A 15,416-nucleotide genomic window follows, 5' to 3' on the forward strand; every position below is an offset into this window, starting at 1 on the left:
CGCTAATGGCCAGCCATCTGCACCCCAAGCCCCAGGTCCGCCTCGACCGTGCTTTGTTCAAGGCTCGATCGAGGGAATCCTTGCTGATCATCGCCTACGCCTTGAGCCTGTACCTGCTGCCACTCGCGCTGTTTGTGTGGGTGGCAACCACAGCCTCCACCCTGTGGGTGCTGGTGTGTTTGCCATTGGTGGTATTGGCGGGATACGGGTTATTTCTGCAAGCGATCCTTGGGCATGAAGGTTTCCACTTCAACCTGAGTGCGAACCCCATGCGCAGTTGCTACCTGGGCATTGCTACCAGTTCGCTGCTGCCGGGGTTCTGTGTGACCGGTTACTTCGTCGACCATTGGCAACACCACCGTTACAGCAACAGCGCGAAAGACCCGGACTACCGGCTTTTTTCGCGTTATCACACACTGGCGAGCCGCATCACCCTGTCGCGCTTGATTGCCACCCTGCGTTATCTGCAGACCACCTGGCGCCTGGCGTTCGGGCCATTGGGTAATCCTTCGGCGCTGCCATTGAGTTCGGTGCAGGTGCAACGGCTGGCCCGCTGCAATATCGCCTGCCAGGTGGTATGGCTCAGCCTGTATGGGCTGGCTATCTGGCTTGTCGACGGACTGTTGTTGGGGTTTTCCTTGAGCCTGGCGGTGGCGTTCCTGCTGTCGGCGGTCAACGCCTATCAGGAGCATGCTTTCGACGCAGGCCATCAGCTGCCGCCGGCGCGTTCACGCACTTCGCGCCTCAACACCTGGTTGCACGCGGGCTCGAACTTTCACCTGGAACATCATTTTTACCCCGCGGTGCCTTGCTGGCGACTGCCCAAGGTACACCGTCAACTGCTGGAAGCGGGATGGTATGAAGGCCGGCAATACCTGCTGGAAAAGCACTTTGTGCGGTCCTTCCGGTACGCCACCGGTCGCCATCCTTATCGTACAAACACGGTAAACGACACACACCCTTAATTTCCGATGGATTTTGGGCCTGACCCTTCAGGCCGCAGGAGCACGCATGCCTTTTGATATCGATAGCCACATTGAAACCGAGCGCGAACAGCTGTTCAGCCACCCATTGTTCGCCAATATCCGCAGCGTAGAAGATGTGCGCACCCTCATGGAGTTTCACGTGTTCGCCGTCTGGGACTTCATGACCTTGCTCAAGCGTATCCAGCGCGACCTCACCTGCGTGGAGTTGCCCTGGGTGCCGCCGGTACACATCACCGCCGCTCGCCTGATCAACGAAATCGTGGTGGGTGAAGAGACCGACGAGCACCCCAATGGCGGTTTTATCAGCCACCTGGATCTGTACCTCGCCGCCATGGATGAAATCGGCGCCGACAGCAGCGTATTCCGCCGCTTCCTGGCCGCCATCCAGGCCAAGGTGCCTCTGGCTAAGGCGCTCAACGACGCGCAGATTCCGACGGCCGCCAAAGTGTTCATGTGCCAGACCCTCGATGTTGCGCAACACGGCAGCACCGAAGCGGTCCTGGCGTACTTCTTCTTCGGGCGTGAAGACATCATCCCCGACATGTTTGGTCGCCTGCTGTCGCAATGGTCGGTCAGTGAACGCGATGTACCGATGCTCACGTATTACTTGAAGCGCCACATCGAGATGGATGGTGACGATCACGGCCCGGCGGCCAAACGCATCATCGCCGAAATCGTCACCAGCCCCGCGCAACACCTGCACATGGTCGAGAGTGCGAAAACCGCAATCAACTCACGGATTGACCTGTGGAATGGCGTGCATCAGTTCCTGCTGGACAAGGCTCAGCCGACGGTGGGTCGCCCTGCGCGGGAGGTCCACACCGTTTCTGAGCCTGCTTGACCTCAACGCGCATCGACAGGGAGTACCACATGACCAAAGGCAAGTTGATAAAACTGACGCTGTGCGGCGTCGTGGTCGGCGGGTTGCTGATACTGGGCTGGCAGCGCTGGCAGTATTCCAGCACCTACGTGAGTACCGACAACGCCGAGCTCGACGGGGTGATCATCCCGGTACGGGCCAAGCTTTCGGGCGTGGTGATCAGTGTGCCGGTGGTGGACAACGTCAGGGTACAAAGCGGCGACCTGCTGTTTCAGATCCGCGACAGCGAGTACCGCTACCAGTTGCAGCAGCGCGAAGCACAGTGGCAAGCGCTGCTCGCCGCCGCCGGGCGCGCAGGCGTGCCGGGCGCGCTGGACAGTCAGGTGCTCGGTGCGGTGGCCATGCGCGAGGCCGCGCAGGCGGCCCTGGCTCAAGCAAGCGCCAACCTTGAGCAAGCGCGCAACGACTACCAGCGTGCCCGTCGCCTCGGCGCCCAAGGCGTGCTGAGCACCCAGGACCTGGAGGTGGCCAAGGCGCGTTTCGACGCCCTCAGCCACGCCCAGGGAGTGGCGCGCAGCAACGCCCAGGCCGCCGCTCAAAGCACCTTGGCCAACAAAGCCGAACTCAAGGTGCAGGACTATCGGATCGCGGCCGCGCAAGCGGAGCTGGAACAATCCAGGATCCAGCTCAACGACACCCGCCAGACCGCGCCGATGCGCAGCATTGTCTCGAAAAAAGAGGTGGAACCCGGCCAGTTTGTGGTCGCTGGCCAAAAGCTCATGAGCCTGATCGCCACCGACGCACTGTGGATTACCGCCAACTTCAAGGAGACCCAGGTGGGCCGCGTGCGCGTGGGCCAGAATGCCCGCGTCACCGTGGACGCCTTCCCCGGGCACGCCTTCGACGGCGTCGTCGAAAGCCTGGCACCGGCCACCGGAGCCAAGTTCTCATTGCTGCCCCAGGAGAATGCCACGGGCAACTTCACCAAGGTGGTGCAGCGCGTACAGGTGCGCATCGCGCTCAACGATGTGCCAGATGACTACAAGTCGCTATTGAGCCCGGGCATGAGCGCGTTTGTCGAAGTGGCCGCACCTGACGACGCCGGCCACACGCTATGAAGTCGCCTTACCTGATTGCGCTGACCGTCACGCTGGTCTCGATGATGGAGTTGCTCGATGTCACCATCGTCAACGTAGCGATTCCCAGCCTAATGGGCACCTACGGTGCGTCGGTGGATGAAATCTCCTGGGTCTCCACCGGTTATGTGGTGGCCAACGTGGTGATTCTTCCGGTCAGTGGCTGGCTGTCGGCGTGGTTCGGCCGGCGGACTTATTACCTGGTCTCTACCGCGCTGTTCGTGCTGGCATCATTGGGCTGCGCGATGTCTGCCGAACTTTGGCAACTGGTCGCGTTCCGGGTGCTGCAAGGCCTGGCGGGCGGCGGGTTGCTGGGGATTTCCCAGGCAATCATCTACGACGTGTTCCCCAAGGAAAAGGTCAGCAGCGGCATGGCGCTGTACGGCGTGGGCGTGATGATGGGGCCCACCTTGGGTCCGACCGTCGGCGGCTACCTGATCGACACGTTGTCGTGGCATTGGATCTTCTTGATCAACTTGCCGATCGGTGCCGTGGCCTTGTTGCTGTGCTGGCTGTGTATCAACGACTCGCCCAACGAACAAAAGCCTTCCAGTGTCGACTACAGCGGCTTTTGTTTGCTGGCCCTGGGCGTGGGCAGCCTGCAGATCCTGCTGGAGCGCGGCGAGCACTGGGACTGGATGGCGTCCAACTGGACCGTGGCCTGCCTGTTGCTCAGCAGCTTCAGCCTGGTGGGTTTCTTCTGGTGGGAGCGGCGTGTAGCCAACCCGATCGTCAACGTCGCGCTGTTCCAGAACCGCGAGTTCCTGATGGGGTGCATCTGTGCGTTCTGCGTGGGCTTCGGGCTGTACAGCACGTTGTTCATGGTGCCGCTGTTCTTGCAGACCCTGCTGGCGCAGAGCGCTTACCAGAGCGGGTTGGTGATTTTCCCCGGGGCGGTGGCCAGCGCCATCAGCACCTTGGTGATCGGCAAGCTGTCCCAGGAAAACAAGATCGACGAGCGTGTGTTCGTCACCCTGGGCATTGTCATGTACTGCTATGCGATGTTCCTGCACACCCAGTTCACCCTCGACAGCAACCCCGACTCGCTGTACTGGCCCTTGGTGATCCGCGGCCTGGGCCTGGGCATGATCTTTGTGCCGCTGACCAACCTGGCGATGCGGCGCCTGCCGCTGACATTGATCTCCGGCGCCTCAGGCGTACTCAACCTGATGCGCCAGTTGGGGGGCAGCGTTGGCATCGCCATCGCAGCCACCTTGCTCACACGGTTCTCGTGGGAACGCTACCGCCTGCTTTCCGAGCATGTCACCGAATCGAGCCTGGTGGCCAGTGGCTGGGGAGGTGTGGAAACCGACCCGTTGTTTCTTTCCCTAGGCCTGGCGAGCCATCAACAAGCCCTGGCCCTGATGCCTTACCTGCAAGCGCGCGAACAAGGGCAAATGCTGGCGTTCAGCATGCTGTTCGGCACCTTGGGAGCGGTGATGGCCATCGGGATTCCCATGGTGCTGATGATGCGCAGAAGCCACCTCAGTCGATAAATCTTTCAGTGGAGCACACCCCTTGCGTATTCCAGGCCTGCATCTGAACACCACCCCGCTGCTCATGCCGCTGTATTGGCTGGCACTCGCCTGCGCGCCCACTCAGGTATTGGCAGATGACTTGTACCACCTGTACCAGAAGGCGCTGACCCACGACATGCAGTTCGCGGCCGCACAGGCCCAGCAATTGGCCACGGCAGAAAAGGAACCGCAAAGCCGTGCCAACCTGCTGCCGGACCTGTCTGTCACCGGCGGCGCGGCCTGGGTCGATGCCGAGGATTCGTCCGACTATCATCGCAATCGCAATAACACCAACGCCTACGCCGTGGTCCTCACACAGCCGCTGCTGCGTTGGCAGAATGTGATCGCCCACGACCAAAGCAAACTGTTGATCAGCGCCAGTGAACTGCACACCGAACAGGCGCGCCAAGCGCTGATGCTGCGCGTCGCCCGCGCTTATTTCGACGTGCTGCTCAATCAGGAGCTGTTGAATACCCGCACGCAACAGCTACAAACCCTGCGCGAGAGCCAGACGCGCAGCCAACGACTGCTGGCCGACGGCGCCACCACCGCTAATGCGCTCGCCCAGGTGCAGGCCAAGTACGACCAGGCCTTCGCCGAACAGGTGGCCGCCCGTGGCGCACTGGACATAGCCAACGAAACACTCACCCAATTGACCGCCGCGCAGGCAGGCCCGTGGTCAGGCAAAGAGCCGCAGTTCAGTGCCCCGGTGCCCGCTGCCATCGATGATTGGGCCACGACCGCGCAACAAGGCAACCTTGCCGTACAGGCGGCGCAGATTGCCCAGCGCCTGGCCGAAATGGACATCGACAAAGAACGGGCCGGGCATTTGCCGACCCTGGATCTGATCGCCGCCCATGGCCGCTTCGCCTCTGTCGGCGGTGATGTCTACGATGTGACGTTGCCGGAAAACCGCTATAACCAGACCGTGGTCGGGGTCAAACTGAGCGTTCCCCTCTACAGCGGTGGCCGCACCAGCAGTCGCGTGCGCGAAGCCCATGCACTGCAAAGCAAGGCGGCGGACGAAGTCGAAGATGCACGCCGCAACGCCGGGCTGAAGGCGCGCCAGGCCTACCTGCAAGTCACCAACGGCATGAGCCAATACCAGGCACTCAAGCAGGCCTTGAACTCCAGCCAGATCAACCTCGCCGCCGTGACCCACGGCTTCGAAGCCGGCTCGCGTATCAACACCGATGTACTGGATGCCCAACAGAAAGTCACCGATACCCAGCAACGCCTGGTCCAACAACGCTATGCGATCCTGATGGCCCAGTTGCACCTGTTGGCATCCACCGGCAACCTGAGCGACGCGCGCCTGCGCGAAATCAGCCACACGCTGAACTGACGCGCTGGTGAATAATGCGCTGACATTCGCTCAACGTGAGGGCTGAGTTGGATTAAGCTTGGGCATCTCAAAAATGGAACGGTGCCCATGTTCGACCTCAACGAACTCTTCCTCTACGCCAAGGTGGTCGAGCACGGCGGTTTTGCGGCGGCGGGCCGTGCGCTGAACCTGCCCAAATCGACCTTGAGCCGCAGAGTCAGCCAGCTTGAAGCCAGGCTGGGGGCACGGCTGATACAGCGCTCGACGCGCCAGTTCCAGGTCACCGATATCGGCCAGGCCTACTATCGCCATTGCGTGGCGATGATTGCCGAAGCCGAGTCGGCCGAAGATGTGATTGCCTTCAACAAATCAGAGCCGCGCGGCGTGATCCGCTTGAGCTGCACCACTGCGCTGCTCAACTATTGGGTGGCGCCGATGCTGGCCCAATTCATGGCGCAATGCGCCAGCGTCGAACTGAATGTGAAGAGTTTTAACCGCAAGGTCGACATCATCAGCGAAGGCTATGACATGGCCTTGAACCTGTGTTTCCCCCCGCTGGAAAGCAGTGAGCTGGTCATGAAGGTATTGGCTAAAAGTCCTCAGGTGCTGGTGGCGAGCGCGACTTTTTTGCAGGGCGCTCCCCTGCCCTCGCTACCAGCTGACCTTGCCGGGCTGGCGACTATCCATTGGGGCAACCCGTTGCTTCAGTACCTGTGGGACCTGACCGGGCCGGACGGCGCCACGGCGCAGGTAGTGCACACGCCACGCCTGGTCAGCGATGACATGTCCACCCTGAAAAACGCTGCACTGGCGGGCGTGGGCATCGCCAACCTGCCGCAGGTAGTGGTGAAAGACGAACTGGCCGACGGACGCTTGATTGCCGTATTGCCTGAATGGCAACCCGCTGAAGGCGTGATCACCGCCGTGTTCCCCTCCAGGCGTGGGCTGATGCCGTCGGTGCGGTCCTTGATCGACTTTCTGGGCGATGCGTTTGAGGCGCCGTGAGGCACCCATGCCTAACTGCAAAAGTTCCTTGCACCCTCAGCAACAGTCTTTTGTCATCAATGACATTGATAGCTCCCTAACAAAACCCCCATGCTAGAGGGCTGACTCCGCGCTTATATCATTCCGAATGATAGTTACCTTTGCTTCATTCGATTCGTGACATAGCACCTCCCCGCGCATGATCCGCCCATCTCAAATACATTGGCGGATGCACCTCATGGAACAGTCACTCAAACATTTGCGCTTCCCCTTGGCGATCTTGGCCGTAGTGGTGATGAGCGCGTGCGGCAAGACCCCGGAACAAGCGGCCGCCATGCCTCCTGCCAAGGTCAGCGTGGCCAAGGTGCTGGAACAACCGGTCAACGAGTGGGACGAGTTCACCGGGCGCCTTGAAGCGCCGGAAACCGTGCAGATTCGTCCGCGGGTGTCCGGCCAGATTGACCAGGTGGCGTTCACCGAAGGCGCGCTGGTGAAGAAAGGCGACCTGCTGTTCCAGATCGACCCTCGCCCATTCCAGGCCGAAGTGCGCCGCCTCGAAGCCCAGCTTGCGCAGACTAAAGCCGCCGCCACTCGCAGTGAAAACGAAGCGCAACGTGGCGAGCGCCTGCGCCAGAGCAATGCGATCTCTGCCGAACTGGCCGACTCGCGCACCACCGCCGCCCAGGAAGCCCGCGCCGCGATGGCCGGGATCCAGGCGCAGTTGGACCTGGCCAAGCTGAACCTGAGTTTTACGCGCGTGACCTCGCCCATCAGTGGCCGCGTCAGCCGTGCCGAAATCACCGCCGGCAACCTGGTGACCGCCGATACCACTGCGCTTACCAGCGTGGTCTCCACCGACAAGGTCTACGCCTACTTCGACGCCGATGAGCGTGTATTCCTCAAGTACACCGAACTGGCCCGTGAAGGCCGGCGTGGCGCAACCACCCCTGTGTACCTGGGCCTGTCCAACGAAACCGGCAACCCGCACCTGGGCCAGATGAACTTCGTCGACAACCAGGTCAACCCGGCTACCGGCACCATCCGTGGCCGTGCAGTATTCGACAACAGCAAGGGCGAATACACCCCTGGCCTGTATGCGCGCTTGAAACTGGTCGGCAGCGGTACCTATTCGGCAGTGTTGATCAATGACGAAGCCGTCGGCACCGACCTGGGCAAGAAATTCGTACTGGTGATGGACGGCGACAAGCCGGCTTATCGCGCGGTGGAACTGGGGCCGAAAATCGAAGGTTTGCGCATCGTGCGTAGCGGCCTGACCAAGGACGACACCGTGATCGTCAAGGGCCTGCAGCGTGTACGCCCAGGCTCACCGGTCGCACCAGAAACCATCCCGATGGCCAGCAAGGAAACCCTCGCCGCCTTGGCCCAACAACGACAAGCGCTTGAAGCCAGCAACCTGGAGCAAGTAGCGCCGCAAACCGCAGCGCCCAAGCTCGCCAGCGCTGCGACTCCACGCGGTTAAGGGATACTTAAGATGAATTTTTCCAAGTTCTTCATTTCACGGCCGATCTTCGCAGCGGTGCTGTCGCTGTTGATCCTGATCGCCGGTGCGATCTCGTTGTTCCAACTGCCGATCAGCGAATACCCGGAAGTGGTACCGCCGACCGTGGTGGTGCGCGCCAACTTCCCGGGCGCCAACCCCAAAGTCATCGGTGAAACCGTGGCCGCGCCGTTGGAGCAAGCCATCACTGGCGTCGAGAACATGCTGTACATGTCCTCGCAGTCCACCGCTGACGGCAAGCTGACCCTGACCATCACCTTCGCCCTGGGCACCGACCTGGACAACGCGCAGGTGCAGGTGCAAAACCGTGTGACGCGCACCCAGCCCAAGCTGCCAGAGGAAGTGACGCGCATCGGCATTACCGTGGACAAGGCCTCCCCCGACCTGACCATGGTGGTGCACTTGACCTCCCCGGATCAGCGTTACGACATGTTGTACCTGTCCAACTACGCGATCCTCAATATCAAGGATGAACTGGCACGCCTGGGCGGCGTCGGTGACGTGCAGTTGTTCGGCATGGGCGACTACTCCCTGCGCGTGTGGCTCGACCCGAACAAAACCGCTTCGCGCAACCTGACCGCCACCGATGTGGTCACGGCGATCCGCGAGCAGAACCGCCAGGTGGCAGCCGGTGCCCTGGGCGCCCAGCCTGCGCCGAGTGACACCAGCTTCCAGTTGTCGGTCAATACCCAGGGCCGCCTGGTCACTGAAGAAGAGTTCGAGAACATCGTGATTCGCGCCGGCGCCAACGGTGAAATCACGCGCCTCAAGGACATCGCCCGGGTCGAGCTGGGCTCCAGCCAATACGCGCTGCGCTCGCTGATCGATAACCAGCCGGCCGTTGCGATTCCGATTTTCCAGCGTCCCGGCTCCAATGCCATCGACATCTCCAACGATGTGCGCAGCAAGATGGCCGAGCTGAAAAAGAGCTTTCCGGCGGGCATGGATTACCGCATCGCCTATGACCCGACCATCTTTGTACGCGGTTCCATCGAAGCGGTGGTGCATACCCTGTTTGAAGCATTGATCCTCGTGGTATTGGTGGTGATCCTGTTCCTGCAGACCTGGCGCGCCTCGATTATCCCGTTGGTGGCGGTGCCGGTTTCGTTGATCGGTACGTTTGCGGTGATGCACCTGTTCGGGTTCTCGCTGAACGCCCTGTCATTGTTCGGCCTGGTACTGGCCATCGGTATCGTGGTGGACGACGCCATCGTGGTGGTGGAGAACGTCGAGCGTAATATCGAGCTGGGCCTTGAGCCGTTCCCAGCGACCGAAAAAGCCATGAGTGAAGTGACCGGCCCCATCATCGCCACGGCGCTGGTGCTGTGTGCGGTGTTCATTCCGGCCGCCTTTATCAGTGGCTTGACCGGGCAGTTCTACAAGCAGTTCGCCTTGACCATCGCGATCTCAACCGTGATCTCAGCGTTCAACTCCCTGACCCTGTCTCCTGCACTGGCCGCTGTGTTGCTGCGCGGTCACGACGCGCCGAAGGATCGGTTCTCGAAGTTCCTCGACAAGATCTTCGGTGGCTGGCTGTTCCGTCCCTTCAACCGCTTTTTCGAAAAGGCCAGCCATGGCTATGTAGGCACCGTGCGCCGAGTGATTCGCGGCAGCGGTATTGCCTTGTTCGTCTACGCAGGCTTGATGGTGCTGACGTTCTTCGGGTTTGCCCACACGCCGACCGGTTTCGTCCCGGCCCAGGACAAGCAATACCTGGTGGCCTTCGCCCAACTGCCCGACGCCGCAAGCCTGGACCGCACCGAAAACGTGATGAAGCGCATGTCGGAGATCGCCCTGAAACAACCCGGCGTGGAAGCTGCAATTGCCTTCCCGGGCCTGTCGATCAACGGGTTCACCAACAGCCCGAACAGCGGCATCGTGTTCGTGACCTTGAAGCCCTTCGATGAGCGTAAAGACCCAAGCATGTCTGCCGGTGCGATTGCCGGTGCACTGAACGGCCAATACGCCAATATCGAAGAAGCCTACATGGCGATCTTCCCGCCGCCGCCGGTACAAGGCCTGGGCACCATCGGGGGCTTCCGTCTGCAGATCGAAGACCGTGGCAACCTCGGCTATGACGAGCTGTATAAAGAAGTGCAGAACGTGATTGCCAAGAGCCACAGCGTGCCTGAACTGTTCGGCCTGTTCACCAGCTACACGGTCAACGTGCCGCAAGTGGACGCGGCTATCGACCGCGAAAAGGCCAAGACCCACGGCGTGGCGATCAGTGACATCTTCGACACCCTGCAGGTCTACCTGGGTTCGTTGTATGCCAACGACTTTAACCGCTTCGGGCGTACCTATCAGGTCAACGTGCAGGCCGAGCAGCAGTTCCGCCAGGACTCCGACCAGATCGGCCAATTGAAAGTGCGCAATAACAGAGGCGAGATGATCCCGCTGGCGACCTTTATCAAGGTCAGCGATACCTCGGGCCCGGACCGTGTGATGCACTACAACGGCTTCATCACCGCCGAAATCAACGGCAACGCCGCGCCGGGCTACAGCTCTGGCCAGGCCCAGGCCGCGATTGAAAAACTGCTCAAAGATGAACTGCCCAACGGCATGACCTACGAGTGGACCGACCTGACCTATCAGCAAATCCTTTCGGGCAATACCGCGCTGTTCGTGTTCCCGCTCTGCGTACTGCTGGCGTTCCTGGTACTGGCCGCCCAATACGAAAGCTGGAGCCTGCCACTGGCGGTGATCCTGATCGTACCGATGACACTGCTGTCGGCCATCACCGGGGTGATCATCTCAGGCGGCGACAACAACATCTTCACCCAGATCGGCCTGATCGTACTGGTGGGCCTGGCGTGCAAGAACGCGATTCTGATCGTCGAGTTCGCCAAGGATAAACAGCAGGAAGGCCTCGACCCGCTCGCCGCAGTGCTGGAAGCCTGCCGCCTGCGTCTGCGGCCGATCCTGATGACCTCGTTCGCGTTCATCATGGGTGTGGTGCCACTGGTGCTGTCCAGCGGTGCCGGTGCCGAGATGCGCCATGCCATGGGCGTGGCGGTGTTCTCCGGGATGATCGGTGTGACCTTCTTCGGTCTGTTGCTGACACCAGTGTTCTATGTACTGATCCGTCGCTATGTCGAGCGCAGTGAAGCGCGCAAAGCGGCCAAGGCCTTGAAGCTGGAGACACAGCAATGAGTGTGAAAGTATTCCTGCCGAGCCTGTTGGTGCTGGCGCTCGCCGCCTGTGCCGTAGGCCCGGACTACAAGACCCAGCAATTGGAGGCGGCCAACATCACGGCCGCCGCCGACAGCAAAAGCTACGACCATGCCAAGTACGAAGGCATCTGGTGGCAGCAGTTCGACGACCCGACCCTCAACCAACTGGTGACCCAGTCCCTGAGCGGCAACCGTGATTTGCGCGTGGCCTTCGCCCGTCTGCGGGCGGCACGGGCTATCCGTGATGATGCGGCCAACGACATCATGCCGGTGGTCACCTCCCGCGCCAGCAGCGATGTGGGCAAGGGCCAGATTCCAGGGCAGACCACCAAGCGTGTCAACAGCGAGCGCTACGACCTGGGCCTGGACATGGCCTGGGAAGTGGATTTGTTCGGGCGCATCCGCCGCAACCTGGAAGCCAGCGACGCTGACCAACAGGTGGCCGAAGCCGACCTGTACCAGCTGCAAGTCACCATGATTGCCGAACTGGTGGATGCCTACGGTCAACTGCGTGGCGCGCAACTGCGTGAACGCATCGCCCTGGACAACCTGAAGAACCAGCAGGAGTCGCGCACCATCACCGTCAGCCTGCGGGATGCCGGCGTAGGTGATCAGCTCGACGTAGAGCGCGCCGACGCCCGTCTGGCAGCAGTTGAAGCCAGCGTGCCGCAACTGCAGGCCGAACAAGTGCGCGAGCGCAACCGCATCGCCACCCTCCTCGGCCAGCGCCCCGACAAGCTGAGCGTGGACCTGAGCCCGAAAGACCTGCCAGCGATTGCCAAGGCGTTGCCGATTGGCGACCCGGGGCAACTGCTGCAACGGCGCCCGGACATTCTCAGCGCCGAACGCAAGCTGGCCGCCGCCACTGCGCGTATCGGCGTGGCCAAGGCCGACCTGTTCCCACGGGTGAGCCTCAGCGGTTTCCTCGGTTTCACCGCCGGGCGTGGTTCGCAGATCGGCTCGGCCGCCGCGAATGCCTGGTCTTTGGGCCCGAGCATCACCTGGGCAGCGTTTGACCTGGGCAGCGTGCGTGCTCGTCTGCGTGGCGCGAATGCCGAAGCCGATGGCGCGTTGGCAACCTACGAACAGCAAGTGCTGCTGGCCCTGGAAGAGTCCGAGAACGCCTTCAGCGATTACGGCAAGCGCCAACAACGCCTGGTCTCGCTGATCCGCCAAAGCGAATCCAGCCGCGCCGCCGCCGACCTCGCCGCGATCCGCTACCGCGAAGGCACCGTGGACTTCCTGGTACTGCTCGACGCCCAGCGCGAACGCCTGGCCGCCGAAGACTCCCAGGCCCAGGCCGAAGTGGACCTGTATCGCGGCATTGTGGCGATCTACAAGGCCTTGGGTGGTGGCTGGCAGCCGGATACGGTGGTTGCCAGCAGCAAGTGAGGTAAAGAGCTCCTTTGGTTGGTCGCATCCAGCCAATTTTTAGCCCTGCGGTCCATTCGGTCGCGGGGCTTTTTTTTGCCAGGACTTCCTAAAATGTTGAAAGTAACTTCTGTAAGTCAAATAAGAAGGCCTTCGTAGGTAATGTCCTAGTCCCGCGCTGTACCTCGCCGCCAGGCTTTAATGCCTCACAACCAACTCACATTTCAGACGCCACGCGCCATTAAAGTAATACGCACACGCGTCGACAACGAAGTGTCACTTACTAATGGAGGAAGGGACATGGCTATCTTGTTGACTGCTGAACAGATGCGGTATACCAAGGCAACCAATGCGTTCGTGATCAAAAATCCTGAGCAGACAATGAATGCATTCACAATTACAGAGAAGAAGGTGGCAGCTGACACCCTACAGCTCAATGACAACAATCAAATCATCCAGCTGAAGGCTTATTTGAAAGATTATGACATGACGTCTATCAGTTCAGATGACCTAAGAAAAGTAGGGCGCACACTATTTGAGCAGGAAATGATTGATATCTATGCATTCAGAATGTTCATAGGTGGTAATTTGCATACCGATGCGAAAGGTGTTCCAACAGAGACGCACGTAAAATTCAACGCAATTGCCTTATTTAATGAGCGACTGGTGGAGTACAGTGAATTCCTGGAAGACAACCCTGCAACCGCAAACGAGCATACGTTGAGATGGCGGCAGGGAATGGTTGCAGCTAATCACGCCATGGGGGCACTGGTCTATTTTGTAAACTCTTCCAATACGGCTTTATCCATAGATGAAAAAGCTTGATTCAGATGCTCGCAAATAGTGCGCCAATAACCTCGTGGCGCACTGTTTAGCTTAACGACTCAGCGACCGTATCGTGCGGTGCCAGAGTAAGATTGCACCTCGGAACCAGAATTAATCATGACGACTCGATAGGTTCCAAACACACCTGAGAAGGACGTACTACTTCCAAAGGTTCCAGCAACATCTCCCCAAGAAGCCCCGGTCTGCTTTTGAATTATCAACTGCGGCGCCCGCCCCCCACCGCTTGTGGAAGCAGAAACATCAATGGTCGCACCAGCACACCCATTAGCAGATGTTATTGTGAACGGACCATAAACTGCCGTTTCCACGCCTGGCTGCAAAAGCCCGCTATAGCTATCACTTATATACAGACACAAGGCCGACACCTGAGCAGACAAAAGCATTAACGCGAGACACGGCAACGCAATAAGACTTTTCATGATCTCACCTCAAATCAGCAAATAGTAAATAAATCCCCACTCGATATATCTGATCTTTTATTTCCCCATAAGCGCACCTCGCAGTTAAGCAACGGCTGCCAGCACATGACACTCGATATCAACCCAGCAGATATCAAGCACCCACTAATGCGGGTAGAAACACGTTGCTTACGGTGCACGAAATCAAGCGCTAAATATGCCAGCCACGTCCTAAAATATCGAAGGAGCGTTCTGTCATACTTGGGTGAAGGAATAAGTGAGAATTGTCCTAATCCCGCATGACGGAAGTTAGAGTCGACTCGACTCGTTCAAAATCAAACTTCGATAATGCCCGGGATTCGATCCAGACCACTTACGAAACGCCTTATAAAACGAACTCGCATCGGCAAACCCCAACCGCGTGGCGATTTCGGCAAAACTGATCTGCGGTTCAGCCAACCACACAATCGCCAGTTCTTTGCGCACGCTGTCCTTGAGGCCCTGATAGGTCTGCCCCTCTTCCGCCAGGCGGCGACGTAGGGTGGACGCAGAAATACACAACCTGGCGGCAAGCCCTTCAGTTTCCGGCCAGGTGTCGGGGGGCATCTGCCGAAGGTCGTGCTTGATGCGTGTGGCGAGGCTTTCCGGGTCGCGGTATTTGACCAGGATGTTAGCCGGTGCATGAGCGAGAAAACGTTGGAGCTCCTGCGGGCTGCGCTTGATCGGCAGGTCCAGGCAGTCGGCTGAAAAGATCATGCGGGTGCGTGGTCGATCAAAGCGCAGGTTGTCAGAAAACATCACCTGATAGTCGTCACAGAAGTCCGGCTGAGCGCAGCGCAGTTCAATGGCGAGGATCGGAATACGCCGCCCCGCCAGCCAGCAGGCGACGCCGTGGACGATCATCCAGTAGGTGAAGTAGGTAAACGCACGCTTGGGTTCATGCTCAGGTTCGAGCAGGACGATCTCCGCCAGGCTCTGTTGGCGCACCAGCTGGGCCGGAAGGTGCTCCAGCATCAGCGAGAGAAACCCCAAGCCGGTTTCCAGGCCCGCAGCCAGGCTGGGTTGCGCCATGGCGGCGCGACACAGAAACGCCAGGCTGCCGGACTTGAGTGGGCGTGGGTCCATGCCAAAAAACTCATCGTCCCTGCGCCGCGCCAGCAAACGCCACAGGCGTGCATAGGCGGTGGCCGCCACGCGAGCGTCGGGCTGCTCAAGCAACGCCGGATCAATCCCGACTTTGCTCAATGCCTCAACGGTGGCCGCTCCCGGCGCGCAACTCTGCAACAGCGCTTCGCGCACGAGGTGAATGGAGATGGTGTCTTTTTCCGACATGGGGCGTTGA

11 protein-coding genes are annotated in these 15,416 nt (G+C 60.0%); 10 read left to right on the forward strand and 1 reads right to left on the reverse strand.

The annotated features are described in order from the left end of the window. Nucleotides 1-5 precede the first annotated feature (5 nt). The 10 genes from ODQ19_RS18555 to ODQ19_RS18600 all read left to right on the forward strand — a co-directional run bounded on the left by ODQ19_RS18555 (nt 6) and on the right by ODQ19_RS18600 (nt 13,655). Nucleotides 6-965: a fatty acid desaturase family protein gene (locus ODQ19_RS18555; protein ID WP_330210864.1), complete on the forward strand. Its 960-nt coding sequence runs from the start codon at nt 6-8 to the stop codon at nt 963-965. Nucleotides 966-1,011: 46 nt separating this feature from the next. Then, nucleotides 1,012-1,827 carry a DUF3050 domain-containing protein gene (locus ODQ19_RS18560; protein WP_330210865.1) on the forward strand — a complete coding sequence of 272 codons (816 nt, stop codon included), beginning with the start codon at nt 1,012-1,014 and terminating at the stop codon, nt 1,825-1,827. Between the two features lie 29 nt (nt 1,828-1,856). Beyond that, nucleotides 1,857-2,924: an HlyD family secretion protein gene (locus ODQ19_RS18565; RefSeq protein WP_116668729.1), complete on the forward strand. Its 1,068-nt coding sequence runs from the start codon at nt 1,857-1,859 to the stop codon at nt 2,922-2,924. Next, a complete protein-coding gene (locus ODQ19_RS18570) occupies nt 2,921-4,438 on the forward strand; it encodes a DHA2 family efflux MFS transporter permease subunit (RefSeq protein WP_330210866.1) in 1,518 nt (505 codons plus the stop codon). Before ODQ19_RS18565 ends, ODQ19_RS18570 begins: the two co-directional genes overlap by 4 nt. Nucleotides 4,439-4,460: 22 nt before the next feature. Then, nucleotides 4,461-5,804, forward strand: coding sequence for a TolC family outer membrane protein (locus ODQ19_RS18575; RefSeq protein ID WP_330210867.1), 1,344 nt, complete (start codon nt 4,461-4,463; stop codon nt 5,802-5,804). Nucleotides 5,805-5,891: 87 nt separating this feature from the next. Next, nucleotides 5,892-6,788 (forward strand): LysR substrate-binding domain-containing protein, encoded by an 897-nt coding sequence (locus ODQ19_RS18580; RefSeq protein WP_330210868.1) that lies wholly within the window; start codon nt 5,892-5,894, stop codon nt 6,786-6,788. A 217-nt stretch (nt 6,789-7,005) separates the two neighbouring features. Beyond that, entirely contained in the window at nt 7,006-8,247 is a 1,242-nt protein-coding gene (mexE, locus tag ODQ19_RS18585) for a multidrug efflux RND transporter periplasmic adaptor subunit MexE (protein ID WP_116668783.1), read from the forward strand. Nucleotides 8,248-8,259: 12 nt separating this feature from the next. Next, entirely contained in the window at nt 8,260-11,439 is a 3,180-nt protein-coding gene (locus ODQ19_RS18590) for an efflux RND transporter permease subunit (protein ID WP_116668725.1), read from the forward strand. Further along, nucleotides 11,436-12,851 carry an efflux transporter outer membrane subunit gene (locus ODQ19_RS18595; protein WP_116668724.1) on the forward strand — a complete coding sequence of 472 codons (1,416 nt, stop codon included), beginning with the start codon at nt 11,436-11,438 and terminating at the stop codon, nt 12,849-12,851. Before ODQ19_RS18590 ends, ODQ19_RS18595 begins: the two co-directional genes overlap by 4 nt. 279 nt (nt 12,852-13,130) lie before the next feature. Beyond that, entirely contained in the window at nt 13,131-13,655 is a 525-nt protein-coding gene (locus tag ODQ19_RS18600; protein WP_330210869.1) for a hypothetical protein, read from the forward strand. A gap of 728 nt (nt 13,656-14,383) precedes the next feature. Here ODQ19_RS18600 and ODQ19_RS18605 read toward each other — a convergent pair. After that, entirely contained in the window at nt 14,384-15,406 is a 1,023-nt protein-coding gene (locus tag ODQ19_RS18605) for an AraC family transcriptional regulator (RefSeq protein ID WP_330210870.1), read from the reverse strand. Nucleotides 15,407-15,416: the final 10 nt, after the last annotated feature.

The organism is Pseudomonas sp. AM4(2022), from assembly GCF_036346515.1.
In the GTDB taxonomy this organism is placed as follows: Bacteria; Pseudomonadota; Gammaproteobacteria; order Pseudomonadales; family Pseudomonadaceae; genus Aquipseudomonas; species Aquipseudomonas paracarnis.

Bases quoted from the DNA above. Each gene is read 5' to 3' on its own strand.
- ODQ19_RS18580 (WP_330210868.1), top strand. From the start codon at position 5,892: ATGTTCGACCTCAACGAACTCTTCCTCTACGCCAAGGTGGTCGAGCAC.
- ODQ19_RS18570 (WP_330210866.1), top strand. From the start codon at position 2,921: ATGAAGTCGCCTTACCTGATTGCGCTGACCGTCACGCTGGTCTCGATG.
- ODQ19_RS18590 (WP_116668725.1), top strand. From the start codon at position 8,260: ATGAATTTTTCCAAGTTCTTCATTTCACGGCCGATCTTCGCAGCGGTG.
- ODQ19_RS18560 (WP_330210865.1), top strand. From the start codon at position 1,012: ATGCCTTTTGATATCGATAGCCACATTGAAACCGAGCGCGAACAGCTG.
- ODQ19_RS18565 (WP_116668729.1), top strand. From the start codon at position 1,857: ATGACCAAAGGCAAGTTGATAAAACTGACGCTGTGCGGCGTCGTGGTC.
- ODQ19_RS18555 (WP_330210864.1), top strand. From the start codon at position 6: ATGGCCAGCCATCTGCACCCCAAGCCCCAGGTCCGCCTCGACCGTGCT.
- mexE (WP_116668783.1), top strand. From the start codon at position 7,006: ATGGAACAGTCACTCAAACATTTGCGCTTCCCCTTGGCGATCTTGGCC.
- ODQ19_RS18600 (WP_330210869.1), top strand. From the start codon at position 13,131: ATGGCTATCTTGTTGACTGCTGAACAGATGCGGTATACCAAGGCAACC.
- ODQ19_RS18605 (WP_330210870.1), bottom strand. From the start codon at position 15,406: ATGTCGGAAAAAGACACCATCTCCATTCACCTCGTGCGCGAAGCGCTG.
- ODQ19_RS18595 (WP_116668724.1), top strand. From the start codon at position 11,436: ATGAGTGTGAAAGTATTCCTGCCGAGCCTGTTGGTGCTGGCGCTCGCC.